The organism is Corynebacterium sp. HMSC077G07 (assembly GCF_001809225.1).
In the GTDB taxonomy this organism is placed as follows: Bacteria; Actinomycetota; Actinomycetes; order Mycobacteriales; family Mycobacteriaceae; genus Corynebacterium; species Corynebacterium jeikeium_D.
The window spans coordinates 1-26,128 of the sequence record NZ_KV796524.1 but is presented as its reverse complement, the minus strand read 5'-3'; the positions used below and the strand labels follow the sequence as shown (position 1 = coordinate 26,128).

General features: G+C 57.5%; 26 protein-coding genes. 13 read left to right on the top strand and 13 right to left on the bottom strand.

Going from position 1 to position 26,128, the window contains the following annotated elements:
• Positions 1–52: 52 nt before the first annotated feature.
• The 4 genes from HMPREF2562_RS02005 to HMPREF2562_RS01990 all read right to left on the bottom strand — a co-directional run bounded on the left by HMPREF2562_RS02005 (position 53) and on the right by HMPREF2562_RS01990 (position 3,757).
• On the bottom strand, positions 53–1,042 hold the full coding sequence (locus tag HMPREF2562_RS02005) for a sigma-70 family RNA polymerase sigma factor (RefSeq protein WP_016422644.1): 990 nt from the start codon (positions 1,040–1,042) through the stop codon (positions 53–55).
• Between the two features lie 136 nt (positions 1,043–1,178).
• Complete coding sequence (gene dtd / locus HMPREF2562_RS02000) at positions 1,179–1,613, bottom strand: D-aminoacyl-tRNA deacylase (protein ID WP_070549538.1); 435 nt, start codon at positions 1,611–1,613, stop codon at positions 1,179–1,181.
• Positions 1,614–3,179 (bottom strand): DUF7782 domain-containing protein, encoded by a 1,566-nt coding sequence (locus tag HMPREF2562_RS01995; RefSeq protein ID WP_070549536.1) that lies wholly within the window; start codon positions 3,177–3,179, stop codon positions 1,614–1,616.
• Positions 3,180–3,217: 38 nt separating this feature from the next.
• Positions 3,218–3,757, bottom strand: a complete 540-nt coding sequence (locus HMPREF2562_RS01990; protein ID WP_016422647.1) for a DUF3099 domain-containing protein — start codon at positions 3,755–3,757, stop codon at positions 3,218–3,220.
• Between the two features lie 174 nt (positions 3,758–3,931).
• On the opposite strand from HMPREF2562_RS01990, the gene HMPREF2562_RS01985 reads away from it, so the two are divergent.
• The 4 genes from HMPREF2562_RS01985 to HMPREF2562_RS01970 all read left to right on the top strand — a co-directional run bounded on the left by HMPREF2562_RS01985 (position 3,932) and on the right by HMPREF2562_RS01970 (position 8,291).
• Positions 3,932–4,180, top strand: coding sequence for a DUF3039 domain-containing protein (locus tag HMPREF2562_RS01985; RefSeq protein WP_005509477.1), 249 nt, complete (start codon positions 3,932–3,934; stop codon positions 4,178–4,180).
• Positions 4,177–5,922, top strand: coding sequence for a DEAD/DEAH box helicase (locus HMPREF2562_RS01980; RefSeq protein WP_048733265.1), 1,746 nt, complete (start codon positions 4,177–4,179; stop codon positions 5,920–5,922). The genes HMPREF2562_RS01985 and HMPREF2562_RS01980 overlap by 4 nt, the downstream gene beginning before the upstream one ends.
• A gap of 39 nt (positions 5,923–5,961) precedes the next feature.
• A complete protein-coding gene (locus HMPREF2562_RS01975) occupies positions 5,962–6,402 on the top strand; it encodes a hypothetical protein (RefSeq protein WP_016422649.1) in 441 nt (146 codons plus the stop codon).
• 281 nt (positions 6,403–6,683) lie between these two features.
• A complete protein-coding gene (locus tag HMPREF2562_RS01970) occupies positions 6,684–8,291 on the top strand; it encodes an SLC13 family permease (protein ID WP_070549534.1) in 1,608 nt (535 codons plus the stop codon).
• A 318-nt stretch (positions 8,292–8,609) separates the two neighbouring features.
• Here HMPREF2562_RS01970 and HMPREF2562_RS01965 read toward each other — a convergent pair whose 3' ends face one another.
• Together HMPREF2562_RS01965 and ppgK are read right to left on the bottom strand one after the other, a co-directional pair.
• Entirely contained in the window at positions 8,610–10,172 is a 1,563-nt protein-coding gene (locus tag HMPREF2562_RS01965; RefSeq protein ID WP_016422651.1) for an RNA polymerase sigma factor, read from the bottom strand.
• Positions 10,173–10,567: 395 nt separating this feature from the next.
• Entirely contained in the window at positions 10,568–11,323 is a 756-nt protein-coding gene (ppgK, locus tag HMPREF2562_RS01960; RefSeq protein ID WP_042388657.1) for a polyphosphate--glucose phosphotransferase, read from the bottom strand.
• 34 nt (positions 11,324–11,357) lie between these two features.
• On the opposite strand from ppgK, the gene HMPREF2562_RS01955 reads away from it, so the two are divergent.
• A complete protein-coding gene (locus tag HMPREF2562_RS01955; protein WP_016422653.1) occupies positions 11,358–12,335 on the top strand; it encodes an inositol monophosphatase family protein in 978 nt (325 codons plus the stop codon).
• Positions 12,336–12,344: 9 nt separating this feature from the next.
• On the opposite strand, the gene HMPREF2562_RS10690 is transcribed toward HMPREF2562_RS01955, so the two are convergent.
• A complete protein-coding gene (locus tag HMPREF2562_RS10690) occupies positions 12,345–12,953 on the bottom strand; it encodes a LytR C-terminal domain-containing protein (protein ID WP_160310020.1) in 609 nt (202 codons plus the stop codon).
• Positions 12,954–13,156: 203 nt separating this feature from the next.
• On the opposite strand from HMPREF2562_RS10690, the gene HMPREF2562_RS01945 reads away from it, so the two are divergent.
• The gene (locus HMPREF2562_RS01945; protein WP_016422655.1) at positions 13,157–13,453 is read left to right on the top strand and encodes a DUF4193 family protein; all 297 of its coding nucleotides are present in this window, start codon (positions 13,157–13,159) and stop codon (positions 13,451–13,453) included.
• A 109-nt stretch (positions 13,454–13,562) separates the two neighbouring features.
• On the opposite strand, the gene HMPREF2562_RS01940 is transcribed toward HMPREF2562_RS01945, so the two are convergent.
• Complete coding sequence (locus HMPREF2562_RS01940) at positions 13,563–14,039, bottom strand: DUF3093 domain-containing protein (RefSeq protein WP_070549532.1); 477 nt, start codon at positions 14,037–14,039, stop codon at positions 13,563–13,565.
• Between the two features lie 166 nt (positions 14,040–14,205).
• Between HMPREF2562_RS01940 and dut the strand changes: the two genes are divergently transcribed.
• From dut to HMPREF2562_RS01925, 3 genes are all read left to right on the top strand, one after another.
• Positions 14,206–14,658 carry a dUTP diphosphatase gene (gene dut / locus HMPREF2562_RS01935; RefSeq protein WP_016422657.1) on the top strand — a complete coding sequence of 151 codons (453 nt, stop codon included), beginning with the start codon at positions 14,206–14,208 and terminating at the stop codon, positions 14,656–14,658.
• Positions 14,659–14,776: 118 nt separating this feature from the next.
• Positions 14,777–15,556, top strand: coding sequence for a DUF3710 domain-containing protein (locus tag HMPREF2562_RS01930; protein WP_049173039.1), 780 nt, complete (start codon positions 14,777–14,779; stop codon positions 15,554–15,556).
• A gap of 134 nt (positions 15,557–15,690) precedes the next feature.
• Positions 15,691–16,956 carry a class I SAM-dependent RNA methyltransferase gene (locus HMPREF2562_RS01925; RefSeq protein ID WP_016422659.1) on the top strand — a complete coding sequence of 422 codons (1,266 nt, stop codon included), beginning with the start codon at positions 15,691–15,693 and terminating at the stop codon, positions 16,954–16,956.
• Here the strand turns inward: HMPREF2562_RS01925 and HMPREF2562_RS01920 are convergent, their stop codons facing one another.
• Positions 16,957–18,258, bottom strand: coding sequence for an HRDC domain-containing protein (locus HMPREF2562_RS01920; RefSeq protein ID WP_016422660.1), 1,302 nt, complete (start codon positions 18,256–18,258; stop codon positions 16,957–16,959).
• Positions 18,259–18,298: 40 nt separating this feature from the next.
• The gene (locus HMPREF2562_RS01915; RefSeq protein ID WP_016422661.1) at positions 18,299–18,853 is read right to left on the bottom strand and encodes a DUF3000 domain-containing protein; all 555 of its coding nucleotides are present in this window, start codon (positions 18,851–18,853) and stop codon (positions 18,299–18,301) included.
• A 170-nt stretch (positions 18,854–19,023) separates the two neighbouring features.
• Between HMPREF2562_RS01915 and hemE the strand changes: the two genes are divergently transcribed.
• The 3 genes from hemE (at position 19,024) to hemQ (ending at position 22,500) form a co-directional block, all read left to right on the top strand.
• On the top strand, positions 19,024–20,133 hold the full coding sequence (gene hemE, locus HMPREF2562_RS01910; protein WP_016422662.1) for a uroporphyrinogen decarboxylase: 1,110 nt from the start codon (positions 19,024–19,026) through the stop codon (positions 20,131–20,133).
• Positions 20,134–20,238: 105 nt separating this feature from the next.
• Positions 20,239–21,717, top strand: a complete 1,479-nt coding sequence (hemG, locus tag HMPREF2562_RS01905; protein WP_049189729.1) for a protoporphyrinogen oxidase — start codon at positions 20,239–20,241, stop codon at positions 21,715–21,717.
• Between the two features lie 84 nt (positions 21,718–21,801).
• Positions 21,802–22,500 (top strand): hydrogen peroxide-dependent heme synthase, encoded by a 699-nt coding sequence (gene hemQ, locus HMPREF2562_RS01900; protein WP_049173031.1) that lies wholly within the window; start codon positions 21,802–21,804, stop codon positions 22,498–22,500.
• A gap of 91 nt (positions 22,501–22,591) precedes the next feature.
• Here the strand turns inward: hemQ and msrB are convergent, their stop codons facing one another.
• From msrB to HMPREF2562_RS01885, 3 genes are all read right to left on the bottom strand, one after another.
• The gene (gene msrB, locus HMPREF2562_RS01895) at positions 22,592–23,017 is read right to left on the bottom strand and encodes a peptide-methionine (R)-S-oxide reductase MsrB (RefSeq protein ID WP_048733231.1); all 426 of its coding nucleotides are present in this window, start codon (positions 23,015–23,017) and stop codon (positions 22,592–22,594) included.
• Positions 23,010–24,266 carry a glycosyltransferase family 87 protein gene (locus HMPREF2562_RS01890; RefSeq protein WP_070827430.1) on the bottom strand — a complete coding sequence of 419 codons (1,257 nt, stop codon included), beginning with the start codon at positions 24,264–24,266 and terminating at the stop codon, positions 23,010–23,012. The genes msrB and HMPREF2562_RS01890 overlap by 8 nt, the downstream gene beginning before the upstream one ends.
• Positions 24,267–24,409: 143 nt before the next feature.
• Complete coding sequence (locus HMPREF2562_RS01885) at positions 24,410–25,222, bottom strand: dihydrofolate reductase family protein (protein WP_049189727.1); 813 nt, start codon at positions 25,220–25,222, stop codon at positions 24,410–24,412.
• 103 nt (positions 25,223–25,325) lie between these two features.
• Here HMPREF2562_RS01885 and HMPREF2562_RS01880 point away from each other — a divergent pair, with 103 nt between their 5' ends.
• A complete protein-coding gene (locus HMPREF2562_RS01880; protein ID WP_070438323.1) occupies positions 25,326–25,823 on the top strand; it encodes a ferritin in 498 nt (165 codons plus the stop codon).
• The last annotated feature ends 305 nt before the right edge of the window (positions 25,824–26,128 follow it).

Sequence of the window (26,128 nt, the reverse complement as noted above, 5' to 3'; positions counted from 1 at the left end):
TCTATCTCAGGGCTGAAATTAGGAACCCTATCGATGTCACCGCCATGTGGCGTTAGTTTGCGTACTCACGCAGCTTGTCAGCACGGTCACCCTCGCGGAGCTTGGACATAACTTCCCGCTCAATCTGGCGGACGCGCTCTCGAGACAGGCCAAAGTGGCGGCCAATCTGATCCAGCGTGCGGGGCAGGCCATCGTCGAGACCGTAGCGGAGCTTAATAACTTCCTGCTCTCGAATCTCGAGAGTGGACAGAACCTTGCGGACATCGTGGTGACGCAGGGAAGCGACAACTGCCTCCTCGGCATCAGTTGCCTCTGAGTCCTCGATGAAGTCTCCCAGAGGAGCTTCCTCATCAGTGCCCACCGGCATGTCCAAGCTCACCGGGTCGCGGGACTGACGCAGCAGCATCTCGATCTTGGCCTCTGGAATGCCGGATTCCTCTGCCAATTCCTCATTCGTAGCCTCACGGCCGAGCTGCTGGTAGAGCTCACGTTTGATACGAGAAATCTTGTTGACCTGCTCAACCAAATGGACGGGGAGGCGAATAGTGCGCGACTGATCAGCCATACCGCGGGTAATAGCTTGGCGAATCCACCACGTTGCGTAAGTGGAAAACTTGAAGCCCTTGGTGTAGTCGAACTTTTCCATGGCGCGGATGAGGCCCAAGTTGCCCTCCTGGATTAGATCCAGCAGAGGCATACCGCGGTTGGTGTAGCGCTTCGCCAGCGAGACCACAAGACGGAGATTGGCTTCGAGTAGGTGGGCGCGTGCAGCCTTACCTTCCTTTGCCAAAATCTTGACATCACGCTTCTTTGCGCGGGTCATTTTCGCGCCGGTCTGCAGCAAATGCTCGGCGTATACACCGGCTTCAATGCGCTTAGAAAGTTCCACCTCTTCTTCAGCGCTGAGAAGAGCAGTCTTTCCGATGCCGTTCAAATACACACGAACCAAATCGGCGGACGGATTGGAGTTATTGCCAGTGCGGCGCCCCTTGTCCCGTGGCTGACCTTCCAGTTCGTCATTTTGAATATCGGCACTCTTCATGAATCTGCCTCCTGGATTTTTAAGTGGACTCAATAACTACAACGCACGGAGTTACGGAAATGTTCCCGTGAAAGTTGATGAATGTCAATAGGGTAATTTTGCCATGCAAATATAATGTTTAGAAAAACTGCCGCGACTAGCATTCTACGAGAACTGTAAAGGGTCCATCATTGACGGATGCGACCTCCATCATTGCTCCAAATTGTCCCGTTTCGACCGTCAAGCCACGATTGCGCAAGTTCTCGACAATTTTTTCTATGACGGGTTCGGCTTCTGGGCCCGGAGCCGCGTCTACCCACGACGGCCGCCGTCCCTTCTTTGTCGCCCCCATCAACGTGAATTGGCTAACAACGAGCACCGGGGCGCCAGCGTCGACAGCGCTGAGCTCGCCATCCAGAATGCGCAGCTCCGCGATCTTGCGGGCCATCGTTTCCCAAGCATCGGCAGTGTCCTCGCGGCCAACACCTACGAGCGCCAAAATGGCGCCGGTATCGCCTCCGTCAACGTGGCCAACAACGGAGCCGTCGACAGTGACTGACGCGGATTTAACTAGGGTGAGAACGGCTTTCATTTACTGTTTATCCTCCAAGAGCTCGGTGGGGAGAATCAGACCATGGCGAACCAGGTCAACGACGATGGGAACTAGGGCGTCCTTGATTGCAGGGACTTCGGACTCATCAAAGGCTCCAAACATTGCCATGATGTCGATGACGGAGCCCAGAGCAGCTTCGGGATGCAGCGCACCCAGAATGGTTGCCACGGACTCATCGATTGAGTGTGTCCAGGCGGGGCCGTCGGTGCGTGAGATGCGCGTATCGAACTCAGTGAAGCCCTGGCCGCTGTCGACGTCGGCAAGCGAAACGCGTTCTAAGGCGACGCCAGGGCGCAGAGTAAAGGCAGCTTCGAGGATGGTGTTAGCAGTTTGTGCGCGAAGCCATTCGGCGCGGCCGAGATACTCCTGGGCTTCGGCGCCGAAGGGAGCGGCCAAAGGCTGCGGCATTTCTTCGCACACGGCGGAAGTCGGGCCGGCAATGCGTTGGACTGTGATGTAGCCGAACCCGATGCCTGTCACGCCGCTGTTGCGGAAGTGCTCCAGCCAGGCACGGGAGCGCTCGCAGCCTTCTGGGCTGCGGGGGTCGATGGACTCGTCTCGAAGCCAGGTGCCGATGTATTCCGCCGGCGTGGCGACATCTCGTTGTGTTACCCACACTTCGAGGCCTTCAGCAGGGAGCCAAGAGGCGATGCGCTGTTGCCAACTTTCGCCTTCGATATGGGCCCAAGCACCGAGCAGATGCGCCGTGCCGCCGTCGGTGAGATGGTCGGCCAGACCGCGGATCATAAGTTCGGTGGCACCGTCCAGATTCAATCCTGAGTCACGGTAAACATGTTCCACACTTGGCAGCCCTACGACGAACGGCGGGTTCGCCACAATGCGGTCAAACTTCTTGCCTGCAACCGGTTCAAACCACGAACCTTCGACGGCCTGCGCCTGGTCGAAGCCATTTGCGGCGAAAGTAGCGCGGGCAAAAAACAGCGCCCGGGGGTGAATGTCCGTCGCGACAATCGACTTTGCATCCGGCTGGGCAAGACTCTGGACGCCACAACCGGCACCGAGGTCGAGTACGGATTCCACCGCCGAGGTCGGCGAAATATCGAGGAGGGAGCGGGAAGCCCGCCCTACGCCCAAGACATGATCGGGTCCAGGAACGTGATCGCTCATAGAGGCATCGCGGTCGGAAAAGACAATACGGTCGACTCCCGCAATCTCGACCGGGCGCACATCGATACACACCTGTGCGTTGGTGGCGGTGCCGGCAAGTATGCCGCTGCCCAGTAACTTGGCTGTCAGCTCAGCCCCAAATAGCTGCTGTGCGTCGGCGAAATCGCCCAGGATGAAAAGACGCAACGCGGTCACAGTGTCCGCAGAAACGCCCTCAGTTTCGGTAAGTAGAACATCGACAACGCCGGGCTCACCGCGGTCCAGCGCGGCCAGTCCCTCGGCGCCTAGGACTCGACGCAGTGACTCACTGGAAAACTCAAGGCGCCTGAGCGCGGTGGCAAATTCCTCCGCACAGTCGACAAAATCACGAAGCTGCTGATCAGTCGGTGGGGTGAAGGTGGAGGGGGAAAAGGTCATCGTAGGCACTACCTTCGTCGTAAAGCGGGGCGGAGGGGCTAGTTAGGGGAGCTTGACGACGAATCGTCGTCTTCCGGCATATCGATGACATTTGCGTCATCGAAGGGATTTGAGGTGGTCTCGTTACCGGACTGCGTCGGTGCGTCGGTGTCTTCGGTACTGGCGGCAGAACCGAGCGCGCGCATCTCTGCTTCCTTGAGGGCGCGCTGGCGTTGCTGCTCCTCCCATTTGCGGTTTTGCTCGCGTACAACTCCAGGCTTGTAGACGCGCGGCTTACGCTTGTCAGCGGGTTCTCCAACGCCATTGGCGATGACAACCGCGATCCACGGCATGGGTACGGAGACGACCATGAGAATCGCTGCAATCCACGGCACATCCCACCACAGATAAAAAGCGCCGGAAAGAAGCAGCAGCGGAATGCGAGACCATTGCAGAGCCGCGTAGACGTGGCGGCGGTGGTCATAGTTGCGAATCCGAGAGCCGCGGGCGTCGGTAATCAACGCCGCGTCTTTCTTGCGTCGCCGGGAACTTCCGCGTTTCGGCAGCGCGGAGTCGCGACGGTCATTGATTCGCGCCATGGTTGTCTAGCATACGCCTGTGGCGTGGGGTCGTCTCAACTAGCTATGTCCGTTGCAGCCGCATGCTCGCGTAGTCGTAGCGATGTTGTGGATGGCTGTGGAAGGCAGCAGTCAGCAGCGGCCAGCACCTGGGTCACTGGGCATAATTTGACCGATGGGGCACAATTGGAATCTGTGAGCACTCCATTGAAGACGACAAAGACGATTGAACGCACCGATACCCGCGTCGATGAGTCGACGAGGGACGATACCCCGAAGTTCTTCCATTACGTCAAGAAGGACCAGATCGTGAACTCCGCGGTCAACGGCTCCTACGTCGTTGCTCTGTGCGGTGAAACCTTCCCTGTGAAGAAGTCAGCGAAGCCGGGTTCACCGGTATGCCCTGACTGCGAGCGGATTTACAAGTCCCTGCGTCGCAAGTGAGCGGGCTTCGTAAATGGCAGCAGGAGGCCCTCGACAAATACCTGGCGACTAACCCCAAGGACTTCCTTGCAGTGGCGACACCGGGCGCAGGTAAGACGACCTTCGCCTTGCGTATCGCCAGTGAGTTGCTGTCGCGCCGGATCGTCGAGCGCATCATCGTCGTGGTTCCCACTGAGCACCTGAAAGTGCAGTGGGCTGCTTCCGCTGCTCGTTCGGGGATTGCGTTGGATCCCAAATTCACCAACGCCAAGGGTGTGGTAAACCCCTCCTACCAGGGAATTGTTGTGACCTACGCCCAAGTCGCAGTGCATCCGTTTAAGCACCATGCCGTAGCCACCGCTCGGCCGACATTGGTGATTCTGGACGAGGTGCACCACGGCGGCGATGCCAAGAGCTGGGGCGACGGTATTTCCGAAGCTTACGGCGATGTCGAACGCCGCCTGTGCCTAACTGGTACGCCGTTCCGCTCCGATGACGCAGCGATTCCGTTTGTTCGCTACTCGCCGGACGGCGATGGTTACTCGCGTTCCGTCGCTGATTACACGTACGGCTATTCCAATGCGCTTGCCGACGGCGTTGTCCGCCCGGTGGTCTTTCTGGCTTATTCCGGTGAAGCCCGCTGGCGTGATAGTGCGGGCGATGAGTTTGCTGCGCGTCTGGGCACCGTGATGAGTCCAGAGGAGACCACGCGTGCTTGGCGCACCGCGCTTGACCCAAAGGGCGAGTGGATGCCATCTGTGCTGCGGGCAGCGCACACCCGGCTCTCGCAGATGAGGCAGCATATCCCGGACGCGGGTGGCCTGGTTATCGCCTCCGACGCGGCAACTGCCCGTGCGTACAAACGCATTCTCGAGCAGATTGCCTCTACGCCGGTGGCGTTAGTGCTCTCGGATGAACCGGGCTCGTCGGAACGAATTAAGACTTTCTCCGAGTCCACCGATGAGTGGATGGTGGCCGTGCGCATGGTCTCCGAAGGCGTGGACGTGCCGAGGCTGGCGGTCGGCGTGTACGCGACCAGTTCCTCGACTCCACTATTCTTCGCGCAGGCTATCGGACGATTCGTGCGAAGCCGCATGCCGGGGGAGACCGCTTCGGTCTTCTTGCCGTCGATTCCGGTGCTGCTCGACTTGGCCTCGCAGATGGAGGTGCAGCGCAACCACGTGCTCGGCAAGCCGGATCGGCCTTCGGAAGGCTGGGAGGATGACTTGGTCGCTGAGGCCAATCGCCGCAAGGATGAGCCCGACGAATTGCTGCCGGCCTACGAATCCATTGGCGCGGATGCTGAACTTGACTACCTCATCTACGACGGCTCCTCCTACGGCACCGCAACCGTTGCCGGTTCCGCCGAAGAGGCCGATTATCTGGGTTTGCCAGGGCTTCTCGACGCCGATCAGATGCGACTCTTGCTGCGTCAGCGGCAGGATGAACAGCTTAAAGCCGCCAGTGCCCGAGAGAAGGAAGCCCGCGAGGAGGCGAGGGAATCGTCGTCAAGCGGAGGCGAAGGGGGCGCGGTGCACCGGATTGAGGGATCGGCGTACCCAAGGCCGCAGAAGGTGGCCAGTGAGGTGTTGCCGAAGTTGCGGAAGGAGCTCAATACGCTGGTGTCGATGACAGCGGCGCGAACCGGTAAGCCACATGGTCAAGTGCATAACGAGGTTCGGCGCGCCTGTGGTGGCCCGCCGACTGCGCTATGTACGGAGGAACAGTTGCGTGATCGCATCAGCTACCTGCGTAATTGGTAGGGTTTCAAACGAACTGAGCAATCTATGGTGGAGAGAAGAATGTCGGCAAGCAGTGATAAGTCGAGGCCGTCGGAATTGACCGGCGGTGGTTTGTCAGCTGTACCAGGCAATGACGGTCGGACTATTGGCGTGCTGGCACTGATCTTTGGCGTCGGCGGACTCTTGATGTCCTGGATGATTGTTGGTGGCATCCTCGGTGTCTTTGGCATTGTTCTGGGCATCATCGCGATGGCGAAGGCAATGAGTGCCAAGAAACGCGTGCAGGCAGCCGGGGGAGACGCGGTCATCAGCGGTTCGTTCGGATTGGGCGTGGTCGGCATTGTGACGGGTATTGCAGCCGCCGTGGTATCGCTGATGCTGTATTCGTCGACATCAGATGCGATGTCGAAGTGCGAGAAGTTCGAGCGCACCTCTGGAGAGTATGCCGAGTGCATCTCTAAGCAGATGGGTACTGATCAGCCAAAGAAGCAATCGGAGTGAGTTTGGAAGCGACATCAATGGCGGTCTTACTTTGTGCCCGGAGTTTTCGGTCAATGCCAGATACGCAATCAGGAAATGAGCTAACCCCGTAGTCCACCCCCGAAGCCCAACTGCCTGCAGTTTCGGCCGGGGGTTTCTTAGTGAAATCTCATATTTGGCCGAGTGTTGGTAATGATATTGGTGTCAGAAAGTACCCACATTTGGCATCCCCACATGCGGTAAACGTTTGAACATGCGTGCAATACAGGATGTCTGCTGATTATTAAATAGGAGCGTGAATCGTGGCAGCGACATCTACGCGCGATAACTCCCCGGAACTGTCACCTGGCCAACAAGACCGTGGATACCTCAGCCGGGAGCTTTTCCGTAAGCGCACCGGTCTAGGACTCGGTATCATCCTGGCCCTGCTCGTGTACTTCTTTATGCCGGCTGAGCTCGATCACAACCTGCGTGCAACCGCAGGTGTAGCAGTGCTTATGGCCGTGTGGTGGATGTCCGAGGCTATCCCGATTGCCGTTACGGCTCTGCTGCCGCTGGCTCTATTCCCGATTCTCAACCTCGCGGAGATTAAGGATTTCTCGGGCAAGTACACAGACCCGACCATCTTCCTCTTTATGGGCGGCTTCCTGTTGGCGCTGGCGATGCAGCGTTGGAACCTCCACAAGCGCGTCGCATTGTGGGTTCTGGTGCTCATGGGGTCGTCACCAAAAATGCTGATTCTCGGCTTCATGGTGGCTACTGGCTTCCTGTCGATGTGGGTCTCCAACACGGCCACGGCCGTGATGATGCTGCCAATCGGTGTGTCCGTCCTGAGCCTCATTGTCCGAATGCTGCACGATGAAAAGGTTCCTGCAGAGGATACGGGCTCTGCGAGTGAATCCGTCGCTGAAACCCCCGGTGGGGATGCGCTGGAGGAGGCCGAGGAGTCGTCGTCAAGCTATGACCCGATGCCAAAGTCAAACTTCGGTATCGCGCTGATGCTGGGTATCGCTTACGCGGCATCGATTGGCTCGCTGGGCACGATTATTGGTACTCCGCCGAACGCGATGCTGGCGGCCTACATGGCGGAGCAGGGTGTCAACATTGGGTTCGGCCAGTGGATGCTGCTGGGTGTCCCGGTGGCGGTTGTGCTCATGCTCTGTGCATGGTTTTTGCTGACAAATGTTCTGTTTAAGCCGGAGATTACGCATATTCCAGGTGGGCGCGAACTCATGCGTGACGAGTTGAAGCGCCTTGGCCGTATGTCGACTGGAGAGCGCCGAGTGCTCCTAGTGTTTATCGCGGCGGCACTGGCGTGGGTCTTTGTTCCGGTGCTGCTGCCCGACACCAAGATTGCCGATGCGGTTATCGCAATGACCGTGGGTATTGCGTTGTTCCTTATTCCGGGTGGCCCTAATGGCGTGAAGCTCATGCGCTGGGAAAATGCGTTGGAGCTGCCGTGGGGTGTGCTGCTGCTGTTCGGTGGTGGCCTGGCGCTGTCCTCGCAGTTCGGTGCCTCTGGGCTGTCGGACTGGATTGGCGAGCAGCTGTCTACTCTCGGCTGGATGCCAGTGGCTGCACTCGTGGTTGTCGTCGGCGCCGTTGTGCTGTTCCTGACCGAGTTCACCTCTAACACCGCGACGGCCGCGACCTTCCTGCCGCTGGTTGGTGCGATGGCAATCGGTCTGGGCCACGACCAGATGATCTTCGCAGTTCCAGTTGCACTGGCAGCTACTTCGGCATTCATGATGCCGGTTGCAACACCGCCGAACGCCATCGCCTACGGCTCCGGCTACGTCAGCATGGACAACATGGTCAAGGCCGGTGTTTGGCTGAACGTCGTCGCACTGATCGTGATTTCTGTGGCATCGCTGACGCTGCTGCAGTGGGTATTCGGCGTCGTGTACTAGCTGGGTAGGTAGTAGCCCGTAGTGGATGGTGGGCCAGTGTGCTGAACCACCATCGGGCTTCTCCGCCTAGCGTTGCTCAGATGCTCCTTCGCCCCGTTCCACTTTGGTGGTTCGGGGCTTTTGGCTGCAAATGTGAAACTGTGTGAGTTTATGACACTTTCAGGCCATTTTTGAGGTCATTTTTGACATAAACGCAGTCAGTAACTCACTAGCGCTGACACCAAAAGAAAAACCGGGCTCGAATAAGGTGTGAAACCTCATTCAAGCCCGATTCTCTGGGTCTAGCTGTTAGCCCCTGAACAACTCCAGGTTAAAGCTTTACTCCAAGTAGTCGCGCAGCACCTGCGAGCGCGACGGGTGACGCAGCTTGGACATCGTCTTGGACTCAATCTGACGGATGCGCTCGCGTGTCACACCGTAGACCTGACCAATCTCGTCCAGGGTACGTGGCATGCCGTCGGTAAGGCCGAAGCGCAAGCGGACGACACCGGCTTCACGTTCGGAGAGAGTCTCCAAGACGTCGCCAAGCTGATCCTGGAGGAGCGTGAAGCTGACGGCGTCCACGGCGATAACTGCCTCGGAGTCCTCGATGAAGTCACCGAGCTGAGAGTCACCCTCGTCGCCGATGGTCTGGTCCAGGGAAATCGGTTCACGAGCGTACTGTTGAATCTCGAGAACCTTTTCCTCTGTGATGTCCATTTCCTTGGCGAGCTCTTCCGGGGTGGGCTCGCGGCCCAGATCCTGAAGCAGTTCACGCTGGATACGACCGAGCTTATTAATGACCTCGACCATGTGAACCGGAATACGAATGGTTCGAGCCTGGTCGGCCATTGCACGAGTAATGGCCTGGCGAATCCACCACGTTGCGTAGGTGGAGAACTTGTAGCCCTTGGTGTAGTCGAACTTCTCGACGGCGCGAATCAGGCCGAGGTTGCCCTCCTGAATCAAGTCGAGGAAAGCCATGCCACGGCCGGTGTAGCGCTTTGCCAGGGACACCACAAGACGGAGGTTGGCTTCGAGCAGGTGATTCTTGGCGCGCTGACCGTCACGAGAAATCTCGCGCAAGTCGCGCTTCTGAGCGTAAGCGATGCGCTCGCCGGCTTCCTTGGCCTCGTCAATCTTGTACTGCGCGTACAGACCGGCCTCGATGCGCTTTGCCAGACTGACTTCTTCCTCGGCAGTCAGCAGCGCGACCTTACCAATCTGCTTGAGGTAGGCGCGGACAGAGTCGGCGGAGGCGGTGAGGGCAGCATCTTTGCGGGCCTGACGCAGACGAGCGGACTCGTCCTCGTTCCAGACCTCGTCGCCCTCGTCCTCTTCATCCTCGTCTTCGTCTTCGTCCTCGTCGTCCTCTTCTTCATCATCGTCGAGGTCGTCGTCTTCGAGGTCGTCATCATCCAGATCGTCGTGAAGATCATCGTCTTCGAGATCATCATCCAGATCCGGGTCGTAGTCCTGCTCCTGCTCCAAGTCGTGGTCGAGTTCCTCGTCCTCGAGCTCTTCGTTCTCAGTTGCGTCGAGAGCCTGCGCGTCCTTCGCCTTCGCTGCAGCAGCCTTGGCCGCGGTGGCCTTCGCAGCCGTTGTCCGCTTAGTTGCCTTCTTGGCGGCGGCCTTACGCGTGGTCTTCTTAGCGACGGACTTCTTGGCCGCCTTCTTCACGGTCTTCTTGGCCGCTGCCTTCTTAGCGGTCGTCTTCTTCGCCGCAGTTTTGGTAGCAGCCGTCTTTTTGGCAGCAGTTTTCTTCGCGGCAGTCTTCTTTGCCACGGTCTTCTTCACTGCCTTCTTGATGGCCTTCTTTACAGCCTTCTTTGCAGGAGTAGCTGAACCGGTGCCACTCCCGGTGGATTGGTCCTGAGCTTGCCCCAGTTCGTTGCCTGCCACGAACGCCCTTTCACGATGTACGTTGTGTGCGCCGCCAAAGCCGCCGCCAGCTTCTCTCGGTCGAAGAGAAGCTCAACGCGCCAGTGGTGCGCCTTTACTTCGTCTATAGCCAACTAGCCGAATGGAAAACATTCAGAGCTGACCTTTTCGTGCCACGGTCATCAGTGTTGCTTTCTGGCTCCTAGCGAAGAAGTAATCGGTGAAAATCCTCATCGAAGCAGTGCGCTGGAATTCGATTTTCCCAATCCTCCTCGAGCCTGTTGATTATTCAACCTTGCCGTGAGTCAACTTCTTATTGTAAACCAATTCTTAAAATCGCCGCCACGGGGCATGGCTTCAAGCACGTGTCACGCCCGACACGTAGCTACCAATCCCCATATAAGAAATGAAAGTGGTTAAGGGTAAAGTCCCTGGTCAGCTGCAAAGGCGGCGCCAGCAATACCCGCATTATTATCCAAACTTGCGGGGACAACTGGAGTCTTACATGTCAACAGCGGAATCCACTTTTCGTGTTCGCGACTGATTCCGCCGCCGACGATGATCCGTGACGGCCAAAACAGCGCCTCGTAGGTCTTAAGCACCTTGCTCACGCGCTCAGCCCACTCTTCGAAGCCGAGCCCCTCCACATCCTTAACTCTCGCGGATGCAAAGTGTTCGGCCTCCATGCCATCAATGATGAGGTGGCCTAACTCCGAATTGGGGTAGAGCAGTCCGTCATGAATAAGCGCGGAGCCGATGCCTGTACCAAAAGTTAGCAACAACACGGCGCCTGTCTTATTGCCCGGATCGCCAAACTGGACTTCAGCGAGGCCGGCAGCGTCAGCGTCGTTAAGCACGTGCGCCTTGTTGTTGGGCAGGTATTTAGCGAAGAGCTCTTGGCAGTTCGTATTAACCCAAGAACCGTCAATATTGGCGGCCAGCAAGGCAATCTGATTCTGTACGACGGACGGAATCGTGATGCCGACATCGGAATCCCACTTCGCAATGTCCACAATTTCTGCAATGGTCTCCGCAACCGCTTCCGGAGTTGCCGGCTGTGGCGTGAAAATTTTAATGCGGTCGCCAATAAGCTGCCCAGTTTCAAGGTCTACGCGGCCACCCTTGATTCCAGAGCCTCCCACGTCGATGCCAAATCCAATTCGTTGTCCCATAGCTCAAATTGTACGAAACAGACACAATGGGGGCATGAGCAATAACTCGCATGGCACCGAACAACTCGCTAACAGCGCGGATAATAGGGGGTCTGCTGCACCGAATAGCCCCGGGTCCGTGCGGCCCAGCGTCGGGGAATTGCGTGACCGCGCGGTACTTATCGCCCGCGCAGCCGCGGCGCACATCGCCAGTCGTCGGGTCGAACTCGGCTCCGATGGCGTTTTAGCAAGTTCCGAAACGAAGTCCTCAGCTGTTGACCCCGTCACCGTCGTCGACCGTGAATCTGAGGAGCTCATTCGTTCGCTTATCAAGACGTTTAGCAGCTCTGACCGCATTTTGGGCGAAGAAGGCGGGCTTGACGACGGCGCGAGTTCCCCAGCGCAGGCTGCCAACGAGGGCGAAGCGGTGACCTGGATTGTAGACCCCATTGATGGCACGGTGAATTTCCTTTACGGCCTGCCCAATTGTGCCGTGAGTATCGCTTGCGCCGTAGGCGATGAGGTAGTGGCGGGTGCAGTGGCAAATGCGTCCTCGGGAGAGATTTACAGTGCAGCTAAGGGAGAGGGCGCTCAGGTTTCTCGACGGGACGGCACTGTGCAGACGCTTAGTTGTTCCCCAACGGCCGAGCTGGAAAAGACACTTGTGGCAACGGGATTCAGCTATTCCGCTAGTCTCCGGCAGGTGCAGGGCCGGATAGCGTCGCAGTTGCTGGGGGAGTGTCGAGATATTCGGCGCATGGGATCGGCGGCGCTGGATTTGTGCATGGTGGCGCACGGCCGTGTTGATGCGTATTACGAACACGACATCAAGGTTTGGGATTATGCAGCTGGTGCTCTGATTGCGGCTGAAGCAGGCGCAAGGATTAGGGTCCCGGAATTCACTCAGTGTGCCAACGTTACTGGCCGGCCGGAGGGAGACCCGCTCGACTTTGGTGTCGGTGCGGCGAACTCTGAAGTTGCCGATGCGTTCTTCGAGGCATTGGATGGTGCTATCGCGAAGGCTAGGAATTAGTGCGTCGGTCTAGGAGCAGGTGCTCGAGCCTAACGAGCTCAAACCCTCTAGGTCGGCTTGTTCGCCACGGTTCAATGCGGACATCGTTTCCTCAACCTGGCTGGCTACTTCGAGATCCTTAAACCCCTTACCCAACGACACATCGACGGTTGCATCCGGCCGACCATCGTGGATGAGCTCAAAGCAGGGGAAAAGAGCGTGAAGCGCCGCGGCGTGGCCATTGAAGTCCTCGCCATAACGCAGCTGGCCGAAGCAACCGAGGTCTTGGTTTTCCACAATAGGGTCGTTGCCGTAGGGAACCTGCTCATCGAGGACAAAATCGAGCTGCCGCAATTGCTCGGCGACGGTTGTAGCCTGGCCGACTTTGCCGTTGGCATTATAAACGCGCACATGAACATCCGACGGTGGAACGACGTGCTCTCCGATTAGCGTGGTGGAGGAAACAGGGGCCCCAGCCGCGGGGAGGGAACAGGACACCGGATAACTTGCCGGTTGGCTGCGGAATGCCAATACCCACAACGTAGCGGCAATCACTACAGCAACGACGGAAACCACCACGTAGGGAACAATTTTTCGTCGATGTGATGTGCTCGAAGTGCTCGCGGGGCCTGAACTCATAGCCATCATGTTATCCTCTCCTCGGCTTATGGGCATAGAAACCTATTCTGACCTGCAGAGATGACAGATTGCGTGAATTGCCTTAATATCCGCTGAGAAAGGCGCTGGAGAGTACAGGGTGTCAATCGTCTCAACGCGTTGTATTCTCCGAGAAAAAGTCAGTTCACAATGTCTAGCAAAGGTCCAGAAAGAAGGTTTGGGACATGGCTGTAAACTACGATGCCCCGCGTACTCGTGAAACCGAAGAGCTGGAGACCGATTCCCTCGAGGGCCTTCAGGCTGCATCTGCTGAGAAGGAAATCGACGACACTGACGACGGCGAAATTGTTGAGCCGTTCGAGTTGCCGGTTGCCGACATCGCGGGTGAAGAATTCGATATGGATGTTGCCCCGAAGGGGGAGGATGAATTCACCTGTGGCTCCTGCTTCATGGTGATGCACCGCTCAATGATCGCAATCGATAACGGCGATGGATTCCCCATCTGTCAGGACTGTGCCTAATCCCCGCACAGCCGGGATAGCTTCCTAGGAAAAAGGAAAACCGCCACTACCACGGTTCTGGCGGCGCTGGGGCCGTCGGCAAGCGTGTAGCGGCGGTGAGAGATTTGACCTAGCGGTCGAAGAGACTGTCAAGCAGTGCCTCGGGGTGGCGGGTGGAGACCAGCCAATAGGGGGTGGGGTCGTCCGGATCGTCGAGGACTAGCAGCACCATCGTGGGAATCCACGTGTGTGTAACCAGGAACGCTGCTGGATCGAGCTGACGGCCCAACGCATTGCGCTGCGCGGACTTCGGGACCACCAGGGATTTGGCAACAACCGATGCTGGCAAAACTGCCGTGCCAGCGTGAAGCCAGCGTTCACCAGTGCTGTCCACTTCCACGGACACCGTGGTCTTCGACATAGTCAACAGCACCCACACGCCCACGGCCAGACAAATAATGCCGCCGATGACAAGCCAAAACGGTGAACGGTTAAAGCCAATCTGGGCCGTGCATACAAAAACGGCAGCAGCGCCGAGTACCCAGAACCACCAGGGAACCCAGAGCTTTTCGGAATAGACAATCGATGAATCTCCGCTCGAGCTCATTGCTATTGCCGCACCTTCAGAGACGGATGCTGAGCTGTCGTCGCGACGAGGCTGCAGGTTATCTTTTCCACTCACGGTTATCCATTCTAGGGCACGGCTATGCTCGGTACTGACAAGGCCGAAGTGCGGTTCTTAAAAGACGCGACAGCGAAGGATATACAAAGAGATGACTTATGCCCCGGTGCAAGTGAAAAAGCTCGCTAAAGACGCTGTGATTCCCCAGCGTGCGCATGCCGATGATGCCGGTGTGGATTTGAGCTCAGTGGAGGATGTCATCCTAGCACCAGGGCAGCGGGCGCTCGTGGGAACCGGTATTGCCATTGCTTTGCCGGCGGGCACAGTGGGATTGGTTCATCCTCGCTCCGGATTGGCTTTCAAAAAGGGGCTGTCCATCGTCAACGCTCCCGGCACGATTGATGCCGGTTACCGTGGTGAGCTTAAAGTCTGCCTGATCAACTTGGACCCGACCAATGCGGTGGAGATCGCCAAGGGCGATCGAATTGCCCAATTGGTTGTGCAGAAGGTCGAGCTCAGCCCGCTGGTGGAAGTCGATGAGCTCGATGAAACTGAACGCGGCGTGGGAGGTCACGGGTCAACCGGAGTGTCCACGACGCTTTAAAACGCCTCTGACAGCGCGGGGACCCTACCAAGTGTGGTTCAATGCGTGAAGAGCTCAATAAAGCGTTTACAAAAGCGTATACAAAGATTTCTTTTTAGCGAGGTGTCAATAAACCACCATGTGGCCATTTGGAAAGAAGAACCAGCCAGAAGAACCAGCTGCTGAGGCAGAGACCGTTGCCACCGACTCTGCGGCGCCAGCTTCTGAGGAGGCTACCGCAACCGTGCATGACGACGCGTCGGAAACCGCCGCGGAGAACGCACCAGCAAACGGCCCCTTCGATATCAACAGCGCTAGCCCGACGCAGTTTGATTTTTCGGACTTCGCGAAGGCCAGCCTGAACCTCGGTTCGATGCTGCTGCCTATTCCTCACGTTGGTGATATTCAGGTGGAGATGGGGCCGACAGGTCCAACCATGCTGCACGTCGCCACTGAGCATGGCCGCGTAACTCCTGTAGCATTCGCTGCTCCGACGTCGGGTGGCCTCTGGGAGGAGTCCGCTCAGGAAATCAAGGACGGTCTTGAGTCCGATGGCCTCGATGTCCATGTCGAGCAGGGGCCGTGGGGTTCTGAGGTCGTAGGTCGCACCTCCGATATGGAAATGCGAATCATCGGCGCCGACGGCCCGCGTTGGATGCTTCGCATGACGGCCTCCGGTCCGGCTGATCGGGCGGAGGAACTTGCGAATCTCGCCCGCGGTCTCCTTGCCCGTAGCTTCGTCTCTCGCGGTGAGAACCCGATGCCAGCAGGTCAGCCGCTTCCGGTTACGCTGCCGTCCCAGATGGCCGAGCAGATTCGTCAGGCATACCAGCAGCAGACCCAGGCTGCTCAAGCTGAAGGTGAACCTGGACAGGTGCCAGGCGCTACTGGTATCAACCCGGATGGTTCCACCAATTAGTTTGGTTAACCCGCCAGCAGAGAGAGGCTAGCTGCTTGACAAGGTAGAAGAGGATCTGCAGGTGCCACTGTGCACTGCCCGCCGCCGTCACCCGACGGCGGCTTTTCTCTTGTCAGCGGGTAGTATCACACTGCGTGAACATCGAAGTGACTATTGACCGTCCCGCTGCCGGCGGAGAATTCATTGCCAGCTATGACGGACGTATCGGTTTCGTCACCGGCGGTATCCCCGGCGAACGCGTTGTTGTCGAAATTGCCAAACCTGATGCCAAGCTTTGGCGCGGCAATGTCGTTGAGGTTCTGGATGCCTCAGAGCATCGAATTTCGCAGCGTTGCGAAGCAGCTCAGCAGGGCGCGGGCTGTTGCGACTGGGGTTTTATTGATCCTGAGCACGCGGCGCGTCTCAAGGCTGATGTCTTGACCGATTGCCTGCGCCGTCTTGGACGTTTCACCGCCGACGAGCTGCCAGCTATCGATGTTCTTCCACTGGCTCCGACCTCCCGTTGGCGCACGCGCGTGCGGCTGGGTGTGGATTCCCAGGGACGAGCGGGATTACGTCGTTCCCGTTCCCACGAGCTCGTCATCGGCTCCGAGTGCGTCCAAACAGTTCCCAATCTCATCGCTGGCTTTTCGACGGCCGGAACCATCCCTGTTGCTAAGCCTGCTCGCGGTCGAGGGAGCAAGAAGCCGAAGCCAGGAGAACTCCATGTGGCCATGGACACGGAGGGTAACCGAAGTGCTGTATACGTTTCCGGCAGCGGCAGGAACCGCACGCAAACGTTGATTGAAGGCGAGCCAACTACACAGCACACCGTTCACGGAATTACTTTCGATGTGCCGACGACCGGTTTTTGGCAAGCCCATTGCCATGCCCCTGAGTTCTATGGATCGCGCATCATCGACCTGTTGGTTGGTCAGTCTTTCTCCTGCGGTTGGGATCTTTACGGTGGCGCAGGCGTTCTGTCGGCGGCACTGCGCAAGCTAGTTGACGCAGAGGGTTCAATTCTCTCTGTCGAGGGTTTTGCCGCGGCCGCGACGGCGGGGCGCAAGGCTTTCACTGCAGCTGACCACAGTGGAAATGCGTCGCCTGCGGCACCAGTCCGGTTCGTAACCGGGGATGTCACCAAGGTAGTGCGCCGCGAAGTTGCTAATGCGGAAACACCAAACCCGGATATCGTCGTTCTCGACCCTCCGCGCTCCGGTGCTGGTAAGGATGCCATTGCCGCTATTGCTGAGGCAAAGCCACGCACGGTCGTACATTTCGGTTGCGATCCGGCGACTTTTGCCCGCGATGCCCGGTACTGGGCTGACTATGGCTACGCGTTCAAACACCTCGAGGTCGTGGACGCATTTGGTCTAACGCATCACTTTGAAACCATCGCGGTGCTGGAGCAGCTGTAGCTAGAGTGGCTGCCGCATGGGCGCAAGAACGTTGGCGCCGATCACGTCGGCAAGCAAATGTGCCTGCCATGGGCGGAAACCCTGTTCCCTGAGGTGAGCGGAGATTTCTGTAACGGCTGGCAGGCCGCCAGCGTAGTTGTCGTGGTGGCGGAATACGAATGAGCCGACTGCGCGACTGTGAATCCACCACACCAGTTCACGTGTCTGCGCGGAAGTGATGAGTGTGTCTTTGCGCAGGTGTATTTGGGCACAGACGTTGTCGATGCAGTCTCGCGTGGTTTCGAAAATCTCGGCGGCTTGTGGGGCATGTTCAGCCCAACGGCGAAAGTGGGGCATCTGGTTGGGAGCCTGCTTCTGGGGCTTCGGCCATGACGACCTGGGTTCCTGACGGGCTTCATTAACGACCTTCAACCAAGCGTCCGCGGCACCGCGACGGCGACGTGGAAATCCACGGATTGCAGTTAGTTCACGCTGCGTACCGGGGAGTTGTTCTGCGATTGTACGTAGAACGCTGTGACCCATGACGTGTGTTGGGGAGACATCACGGCGCTGCGCGATTTCGTCACGCTCAGTCCACAGTGCACGGGCGACGTGAAGTTGTTCGGGAGTGCGCAGCTTCCCAATCCCTTTGAGCCCCTGCCACGAGTGTCCGACGTGCAGACCATCGAGGTATTTACGGTTTAGAGCGAGTTCGCGTTCGCATTCCTGTTCCAGCCATTCCAAACGGTCGAGCTCAGTCAGCGCCTGACAAAGAACCTCGGCGAGTTCGATGAGCAGCTCGACATCCAAGGCTGCGTAGTCCAGCCAATCTGCTGGCAGTGGACGAGTAGACCAATCCTCTCGACCGTGCCCCTTGGCAAGTCCAACTCCGAGGAGTCGCTCTGTCAGAGCTGCTAAGTTGACTCGCTCCAGGCCGAGAAGGCGGCCGGCCAGCTCAGTGTCAATGACTTTGGTGGGGTAGAGACCCAGAGCTGCGAGGCAGGGAAGGTCAGAATGAGCGGCGTGAATAATCCAGGTCAGGTCGTTGACTGAGGAACCGAAAACGGCCATCGCCTTGCGACCATCTTCGGGATCGATGAGAAAGGTGCCCGCTCCACGGCGGCGAAATTGAAGCAAGAAGGCGCGGTCGTCGTAGCGATATGCCGAAGCTCGTTCAGTATCGACTGCGAGCCAACCGTGTCCTTTGGCCAGCTGCTCACCGGCGTCAATAATGTCGTCGATGGCAGAAAGCACGCGTGGAGTTCCCTCGGCTGGGGCAAGTCTTACTTCTACGTCGGGACTAGTTTCCACGTCGGAGCTCATCGCACGCCTCTTCGGTCGTCGGTATCAGCAGTCGCCGGTATCAGCCCAGCAGGGAAACGCCGACGGGTGGCAGACCAGCGACGTTCGCTAGTACCTGAGCGAAGGATTCAACGTGGGTGCGCAGGTCGGTGCCACGAGCAGTCCACGATGCGCGCATTTCTAATTGAAAGGCCTGTGGCTTGCCGCCGATCTCGCCATAGCGGACAGAGTTCGTAGTAGTCACCGTGCCACCCAAGTTCGACAGTTCGGCGTTGTTCTCAGCCAGAGCCTCGGTGAGCCATTGCCAGGCAACCTGGGGAAGCAGCGGATCTTCCGCGAGGGAGGCGTCCATATCCGCCTGGATGTATGCAACCAAGCGCATGTCACCGTCCCAGGTTTCCTCACTGCGGGGGTCATGGAGCAAAATTAAACGACCAAAGGCATCGTCGTCCGAGGACTCGGGGACGATATCAGCTTCGGGCTGCGTGACCTCAAGCGAGACAGCGTGGCTAAACGGTGCCAGCTTCTGCGGTGGCCGAACGGTGCCCAGAGCAATCTCAGGTCGCAGTTCAGCAGAGTGCATTGACTGGACCGCGGCGCGGAAGTTCTGTGGCATTGAATCGGTTCCATTCACGCGCCTGAACTTAGCCATATGACGCTTGCGTTAGTGGGAGGCGCGCCGAAAAGAGTGGGAAGCGACCAAGCGGTTCGTCGAAAACGCACAGCAGGGCGAGCGATTTCCCTGTTCTTAGTACCCCACACATCAATTTCTAAGGTAAGTGGGGCATGATTGTCCGTATGAACAATCGTCGCACTTTGACTGATGCCCCGATTCTTGATGCAGCTTACGGTCGAACTCCGTCGCGCCGCCCGGTGTGGTTTATGCGGCAAGCCGGTCGTTCACTGCCTGAATACCGTGAGGTGCGCAAGGACATCGGTATGTTGGACTCCTGTTTCCGTCCGGAACTGCTCGCTGAGATTACTATGCAGCCGGTACGTAGGCACGACGTTGATGCTGCGATTCTTTTTTCCGATATCGTCGTGCCGCTGAAGGCTGCGGGTGTCAACCTGGATATTGTTCCTGGCCGCGGTCCAGTAATGGATACTCCGGTGCGCTCGGAAGCAGACATCAAGGCTCTACCGGAAGTCACGGAAGAGCAACTCGCTCCGGTGGCCGAGGGTATCGGCCTCATTCTGCAAGAGCTGACTGATACCCAGGCACTCATTGGTTTCGCCGGTGCACCGTTCACCTTGGCGTCGTACCTGATTGAAGGCGGTCCATCCCGCAATCACGAGCGCACTAAGGCGCTGATGCACTCGGACCCTGAATTGTGGGATCACCTGATGCAGAAAATCACTCCGATGGTGATTGCTTTCCTGCGCGCGCAGATTGGCGCTGGTGTGGACGCTATTCAGCTCTTCGACTCCTGGGCTGGCTATCTCACCGAGCGTGATTACCGCCGCTTTGTGTTGCCGTACTCGAAGGAAATCTTCCAGGCTGTCGCCGACGCCGGCATTCCGCGCATCCACTTCGGTGTGGGCACCGGCGAGCTTCTCGGTGCGATGGCTGAAGCCGGCCCAGAAGTCATGGGCGTCGACTGGCGCGTGCCACTGGACGTTGCTGCCAACCGCATTCGTGCCACGCTTTCCGACGTTCACCGAGGCGCAGACCCGGCGGAAAACAGCCTTGCATTGCAGGGCAACCTTGACCCGGCGATTCTCTTTGCCGGTGAAGATGCAATGACCCAAGAGATTCAGCGCATCTGCTCTGAGACGGACCGTGCAATTAAGCGTGGTGACGCCCGTGGACATATCTTCAACTTGGGTCACGGGGTGCTACCGAATACCGATGCCGACGCGATTACGCGCGCCGTTGAGATCATTCACGCAACGTAAAAGCCGACGCAACAGGCGTGTAAAACACGCACTAGCTAATTTCCTACAAGTCTTATCGACCGTGCCCGCTCGAGGCGCGGGCATAGAGAAAGCGTACGAAATACCGTGGTTGCACAACCTTCTACCATTGCCGTCATAGGTGGCGGTATCTCCGGCCTGAGCGCAGCGTATGAGTTGCGTAAAAAGCTCGGACCCGCCGCAAGAATAATTGTCATCGAGTCCAGTGCACAGGTCGGCGGCAAGCTGAAGACTCGAACAGGAACTAACGGCCCTCTCGAAGCGGGCGCTGAGGCGTACCTGGCGTTCCGTCACGATGCCACCGATTTTTTCAAGGAACTCGGGTTGGCAGATCAGCTAGTCGCCCCTTCGGGGCTGCCTTCCAAGCTCTACATTGGCGGTGAACTCAAGGACCTTCCGCGTAACACGGTCACCGGTATTCCAGGAAGTTCAGAAGGGTTGGGCTACCTCCTCAGCGAGGCCACCCTCGCCAAGATTGATGCCGAGTCGAACCCCGAGCTCACTCCAGCCTTGCACTGGGTACTGGGTGACGACATGAATGTCGGCCAGCTGGTCGCGGCGCGGCTCGGTGAGGAAGTCGTTGACCGCATCGTCTCCCCGCTGCTCGGAGGCGTCTACTCAACCACCGCATACGACCTGGGCCTGCGTGCGACCATCCCACAGTTGGCGGCAGCGCTTGATGAAATGGCTAGTGTCGGTGATCATGTCAGCCTCACCGGCGCTGTCCAGCGCGTTCTGGAAGCACGTAAGCAGGCGCAGCAGGCGCGTCTGAGCAGTGAGGCTGCGACAGACTCGACGAAGACGAATCGACCGGTGGTCTTCCAAACGTTCCGCGATGGCTTCGAGGTTCTCTACAACACGCTTGTCGACGAATCGGGAGCCGAACTCCTCTTGTCGACGAAGGCTACTGGTCTGCGGCAGCATGACAATGGCTTTGAGGTCACTGTGGAACTGCCGTCGGAAAGCGGCACGAGCGTTAGCACTATCGACGTCGACGGCGTTGTCGTGGCGGCACCTTCTGCAACCACATCGGAGCTGTTGAGCAATCTTGCGCCAGAGGCGGCCGAGCTCATTGGTGGGGTAGACACGTCGAACTCGGCGGTGGTCGGTATGTGTTTCGACTCGTCGGAAGGACTGCCGGAGATTAACGGCGTGTTGTGCGAGATTGGTGCTGACCTGTCCGCGAAAGCTTTTACAGTGTCGTCCCGGAAGTGGCCACATATTGGTGAGCGCTACGGTGCCGTTGTGAGGGCAAGCTTCGGCCGTTTTGATGATGACTCGCACGTGCATCGTAGCGACGAGGACCTCATCGCCAGGGCAAAGGCGGATTTGGCTAAGGCGACTGGCTTTGATGCTGAACCGACTGCGGTTTTCGTCCAGCGTTGGTGGGCGGGGATTCCACGCTTCGATATGGGGCATGGCGGCCTGATGGATTTTGCTCGCCAGGAATTGGCCGAGGTGCCTAAGCTTGCAGCAACGGGGGCGTGGCTCAGTGGCCCGGGCATTCCGGAATGTATCTCCAACGCCAAGGCTGCGGCCAGCAAGATTGCTGCGGAGCTGGCATAAAGCTGCGAGATTGGTGCTGAGTACGAAACTGGCGCTGACCCATCGTTTTTAAACAAACCTTTCAACCGAACTAGGAGACAACTAATGACCAAGCTCGATTTCAAGAAGCTCAACGACACCATCCGCTACACCATGTGGTCTGCCTTCAAGGTGACCCCAGGTGCACTCGGTGATAACCGCGAAGAGGCAGTGGCTAAGACCAAGGAATTCCTGGCTCGTTACGAAGACACTGATCTGATCATCCGTGGTTTCTACGATGTTTCGGCCATGCGTGCTGAAGCCGACTTCATGTTCTGGATCCACGCAGAGAAGCTGGAAGACCTGCAGGCGTTCTACAACGCCTTCCTGCGCGAGACTCCGCTGGGCAAGGCATCCACTCCGCACTGGTCGAACGCTGCGCTGCACCGTCCAGCTGAGTTCAACAAGTCGCACCTGCCGTCGTTCATCATGGGTGAAGAGCCGGGACGATGGATTGCGGTTTACCCCTTCGTTCGTTCCTACGACTGGTACCTGCTGGAGCCGACCGAGCGACGCCGCATCCTTGCTGAACACGGTATGGCCGGTCGTGACTACCCGGATGTGCGCGCCAATACTGTCCCGGCGTTCGCACTCGGTGACTACGAGTGGATCCTTGCATTCGAGGGGCCGGAGCTCGACCGCATTGTGGACTTGATGTGGAAGATGCGTTACACCGAGGCTCGTCTGCACGTCCGCGAAGAGATTCCGTTCCACACGGGACGTCGCGTCGATGACATCGCAGAGATCATCAACGTTCTGCCGTAGCTCGCGCAATCAACGAGAGAATCAGCAGCGCCGCTGGTCAAGCCCCGTTAACTGACGGGATTTTGACCAGCGGCGCTGCTTCTCTATCTAGTTATTCAGCCGTCTTGTCCGGTTCGAGCGTGAGTGAAATTGAATTGATGCAATAACGCAGGTCGGTCGGAGTATTGTATCCCTCACCCTCAAAGACGTGGCCGAGGTGAGACTTGCAACGACTGCACAGCACTTCGGTACGGACCATACCGAGGCTGGTGTCTCGGCGCTCAATAATCCGGTCTCCAGCTAGTGGAGAGAAGAAGGATGGCCAACCGCAGTGAGAGTCGAACTTCTCGTTCGACCGAAACAGCTCGTAACCACAGGCCCGGCAGCGGTAGACACCTTGAGTCTTGGTATCGGTGTACTCACCGGTGAAGGCGCGTTCAGTACCTGCCTGACGCAAAACCTGGTACTCCGCGGCACTGAGGCGTTCGCGCCATTCTTCTTCGCTCAGATTCCAGTCTTCGCTATGCGAATCAACCATTCTGAATAGCCTCCTCAGACTTGAGATCAGATTCCTGATTAGACTTCCTGCCTGCTATCTTCCAGTCGCTCAGCCAGCTGAAGCCGGATGCAAAGCTACGCCCATTGACGGCATCCACAATCGTCATTCGAATGAGTGCTGCCGTGATGGAGAGAATAAGAACGGCCCATCCAATACCGCCGATTGCAACCGTGAACCACGGGAAAAAGAGGTCATCTTCATCAATCCACCAATTGGCGTAGAAGAAACAGAGTACGACTCCGAGTCCTGCGCCCCAATTCAACATGACTGTCGAACCAATATTTCCTTCATTGTCGCGAGCCAAAACCAATGGGCGAAGCACGGTGAGAACCATTGGCAAGAGCGTCATCGAGTAGTACTGCTGGCCCAGGCTGGAAAGGAAGAACGCGCCGGTGAAGAGAACTCCGGAAGTCGTAGCAATCCAGAATATCTCATCCCTTTCGAGCCAGCGAAGAAGGAGCACGACGGATACCAAGACGAAAATGCCGAAAAAGATCTGCCACAGCAAAATCAGGGTCGGATGGGCACCTAGCCAAACAAGCTGTCCAGTCAGTGAAGCATTTGCAAAGTCACGGACAACTCCCAGGTAGGGGACGGTGATATCTAGGTAGTCACGTGGTTGGACCATGAGCGGCCACGCAATGACATTGGCTGCAATTACCACTCCGATACTGGTCAGTACCGTAGAGAACTGCCTGCGCATGAACGGTAGGAACAGCATTGGCAAGAAAACAGGTTTAATGGTGATTGCGATACCGATGATCAGGCCGGCCAGGATATTGCGCCGCTCGGTCAGAGCAATAAAAAACAGCACTAATGCAAGGAAGAGTGAACCGTTGACGTTCGTAAAATCAAGGGTGTTGGTAACGGGTTCCGTGAGGTAGAGCAGTGCTATCGACGCTGGAATGATGGGGCCAGAGCGCGCAATACCAAGCCACCTCAGCAGCAATACAATTGCCGCAATGATTGCAGCTGACTGAAACACCGCAAACCAGATTCGGCCCGATTCAAGCGAGCCGAACAAATCAATCGGGGCTAAAAGTAGGGTAGCGCCTGGGGAATACAGATAGTGCGGATCGGCTGTTACGTAGTCTTCCGAATAAACGGGTACCTGCGATACGAATCGATTAATTGCCGACCAGACGGTCGTAAAGTCATCTGTGCCAGAAACGTCTTTCGGCAAAACCCAGGTGCGGTGAAAAATCACCACAGCTGCGATAGGCCACAAGAAAGCGCTGAGTCCTCGCGACACGTGCCGAGACAGAGGGCGTGGAGCCACCGAATTTGTCTCTGGCGTGTCCTTGGACGTTTGCGTTAATGCCGTTGCGCTTGCGCTCACGTCGATTTTTGGTTTACTCACAATACTCCACCCTACTGGGTGAAGCTGCGGGAATAGCGTAGGAAGATGTGTGAGTCGGAACGTAGGATATCCCGCACTTCAAAAGCCTGCGGGTTCGTCGAGTTCCCGTCATCATCAGGGTCGTTCTCGCCGAAAGCCAGGGGACCGTTACCCACCCACATCGGCGACAACGTCAGGAACAGTTCGTCGACGCACCCCTTTTTGAATGCTTCTCGATACATCGTCGGTCCACCCTCTACGACAATGTCCCGATACCCATGTTCAGCCAGCCAGGTTAACGCCGCTTTTACCGAGGGGTTAGGGAGCTTAACGACGCGAGCCCCGGCCGACTCCATCTTTTTAGCTTTGTTCTTGTGAGCGGTCTTTGCTCCTTCATCATTAAAAGCGTCCTCAGTCGGGGTGAAGATTATCGGAGGATTGACTTCTGCATTCGCGAAAAAGTCGGATTCTATATCTAGATCCAACGAGCGCGAAAGTGTGGACATCGCCACGTGCTCGGAGCGACCTAGCTTCTGTCGAACGGCCTCTAGGTACTCCGGTATCTCAACTGGCCCGTACCCCTCGGACGCAATGGTGCCTGTACCAACGAAAACGACGTCGGCAAGCGCGCGAAGCGTGTTGAAAACCGTGGCATCGGTGTCGTTGCCAAGCTGGCCCGAGGTGCCTTCGACGGCGCCGCGTCCGTCCAAGCTGGTGACGGCGATGGCCGTGACGGTGGAGGTGTTGTGAGACGCCGCCGCTGTATCATGTGTCGTTTGCGCAGGTCGAGAAAGAAACTGCAGAATTTCGTCGGTCGATGGGCTTACGGAGGTGAGTGTAGCCATACCGCCGAGGTTAAGCCGACGATTGCAGAATAGGCAAGGCCTGGCTTATAAGGGAAGTGTTATAATCGTTGTCATTTATAAGGATTGGACTTATAGTAGGGGCATGCGACTAACAGATACTCTTGAGAAGGCATTCAACGACCAGATCACTATGGAGCTCACCGCTTCCCACGTCTACCGCCAGCTGGCAATCGAACTGGACCTGCTGGATTTCTCCGGCATGGCAGAGTGGATGCGTGCACAGGCGGATGAGGAAGTTGATCACGCGAATCAGTTCATCGCACACCTCGATGCTCGCGACAACCACCCGCAGATTGGTGCTGTCGACGCACCGGAGGTGAAGGTCACTTCCGCAATCGATGCATTCCGCATTGCTCTCGAGCATGAAGAGAAGGTTTCGGCATCTATCCGTAACCTCCGCAAGCTTGCTGATAGCGAGGGTGATCTCGACTCCCGCCCGCTGCTGGACAGCTTCGTGGTTGAGCAGATTGAGGAAGAGGACACCGTGCGTGGCATCATCGGTCGCCTGGAGATCGTTGGCGACAACGGTGCTGGCCTGCTGCGTATCGACCGGGAGCTTGGCGCTCGCGACGCAGCTTAATATCGAGCTCGGTTCGCAGTTTGGATAGAAATGACCGCCCTGGGGCTAACTGCCTAGGGCGGTCATTTCTATTTAGCTGGGGTATCAATTGATGGGCTTGGCGTCCAGCCAAACCGAAATTCGGGGAGCTGTCATGGGCTGACCGTCCATAGCATTTAGACGAGCGAGCTGCTCAGCAAAGTTCGCCGAATTGGAAAACCTGCCAGCCGAGACGCCCGCCGGACAATATTTTTCCTGCTTAACCCGGGGGAGCGGTAGGACTCGATGAAATTGGGGGTTAAGTAGCAAAAAGTGTGTCCGCTCGG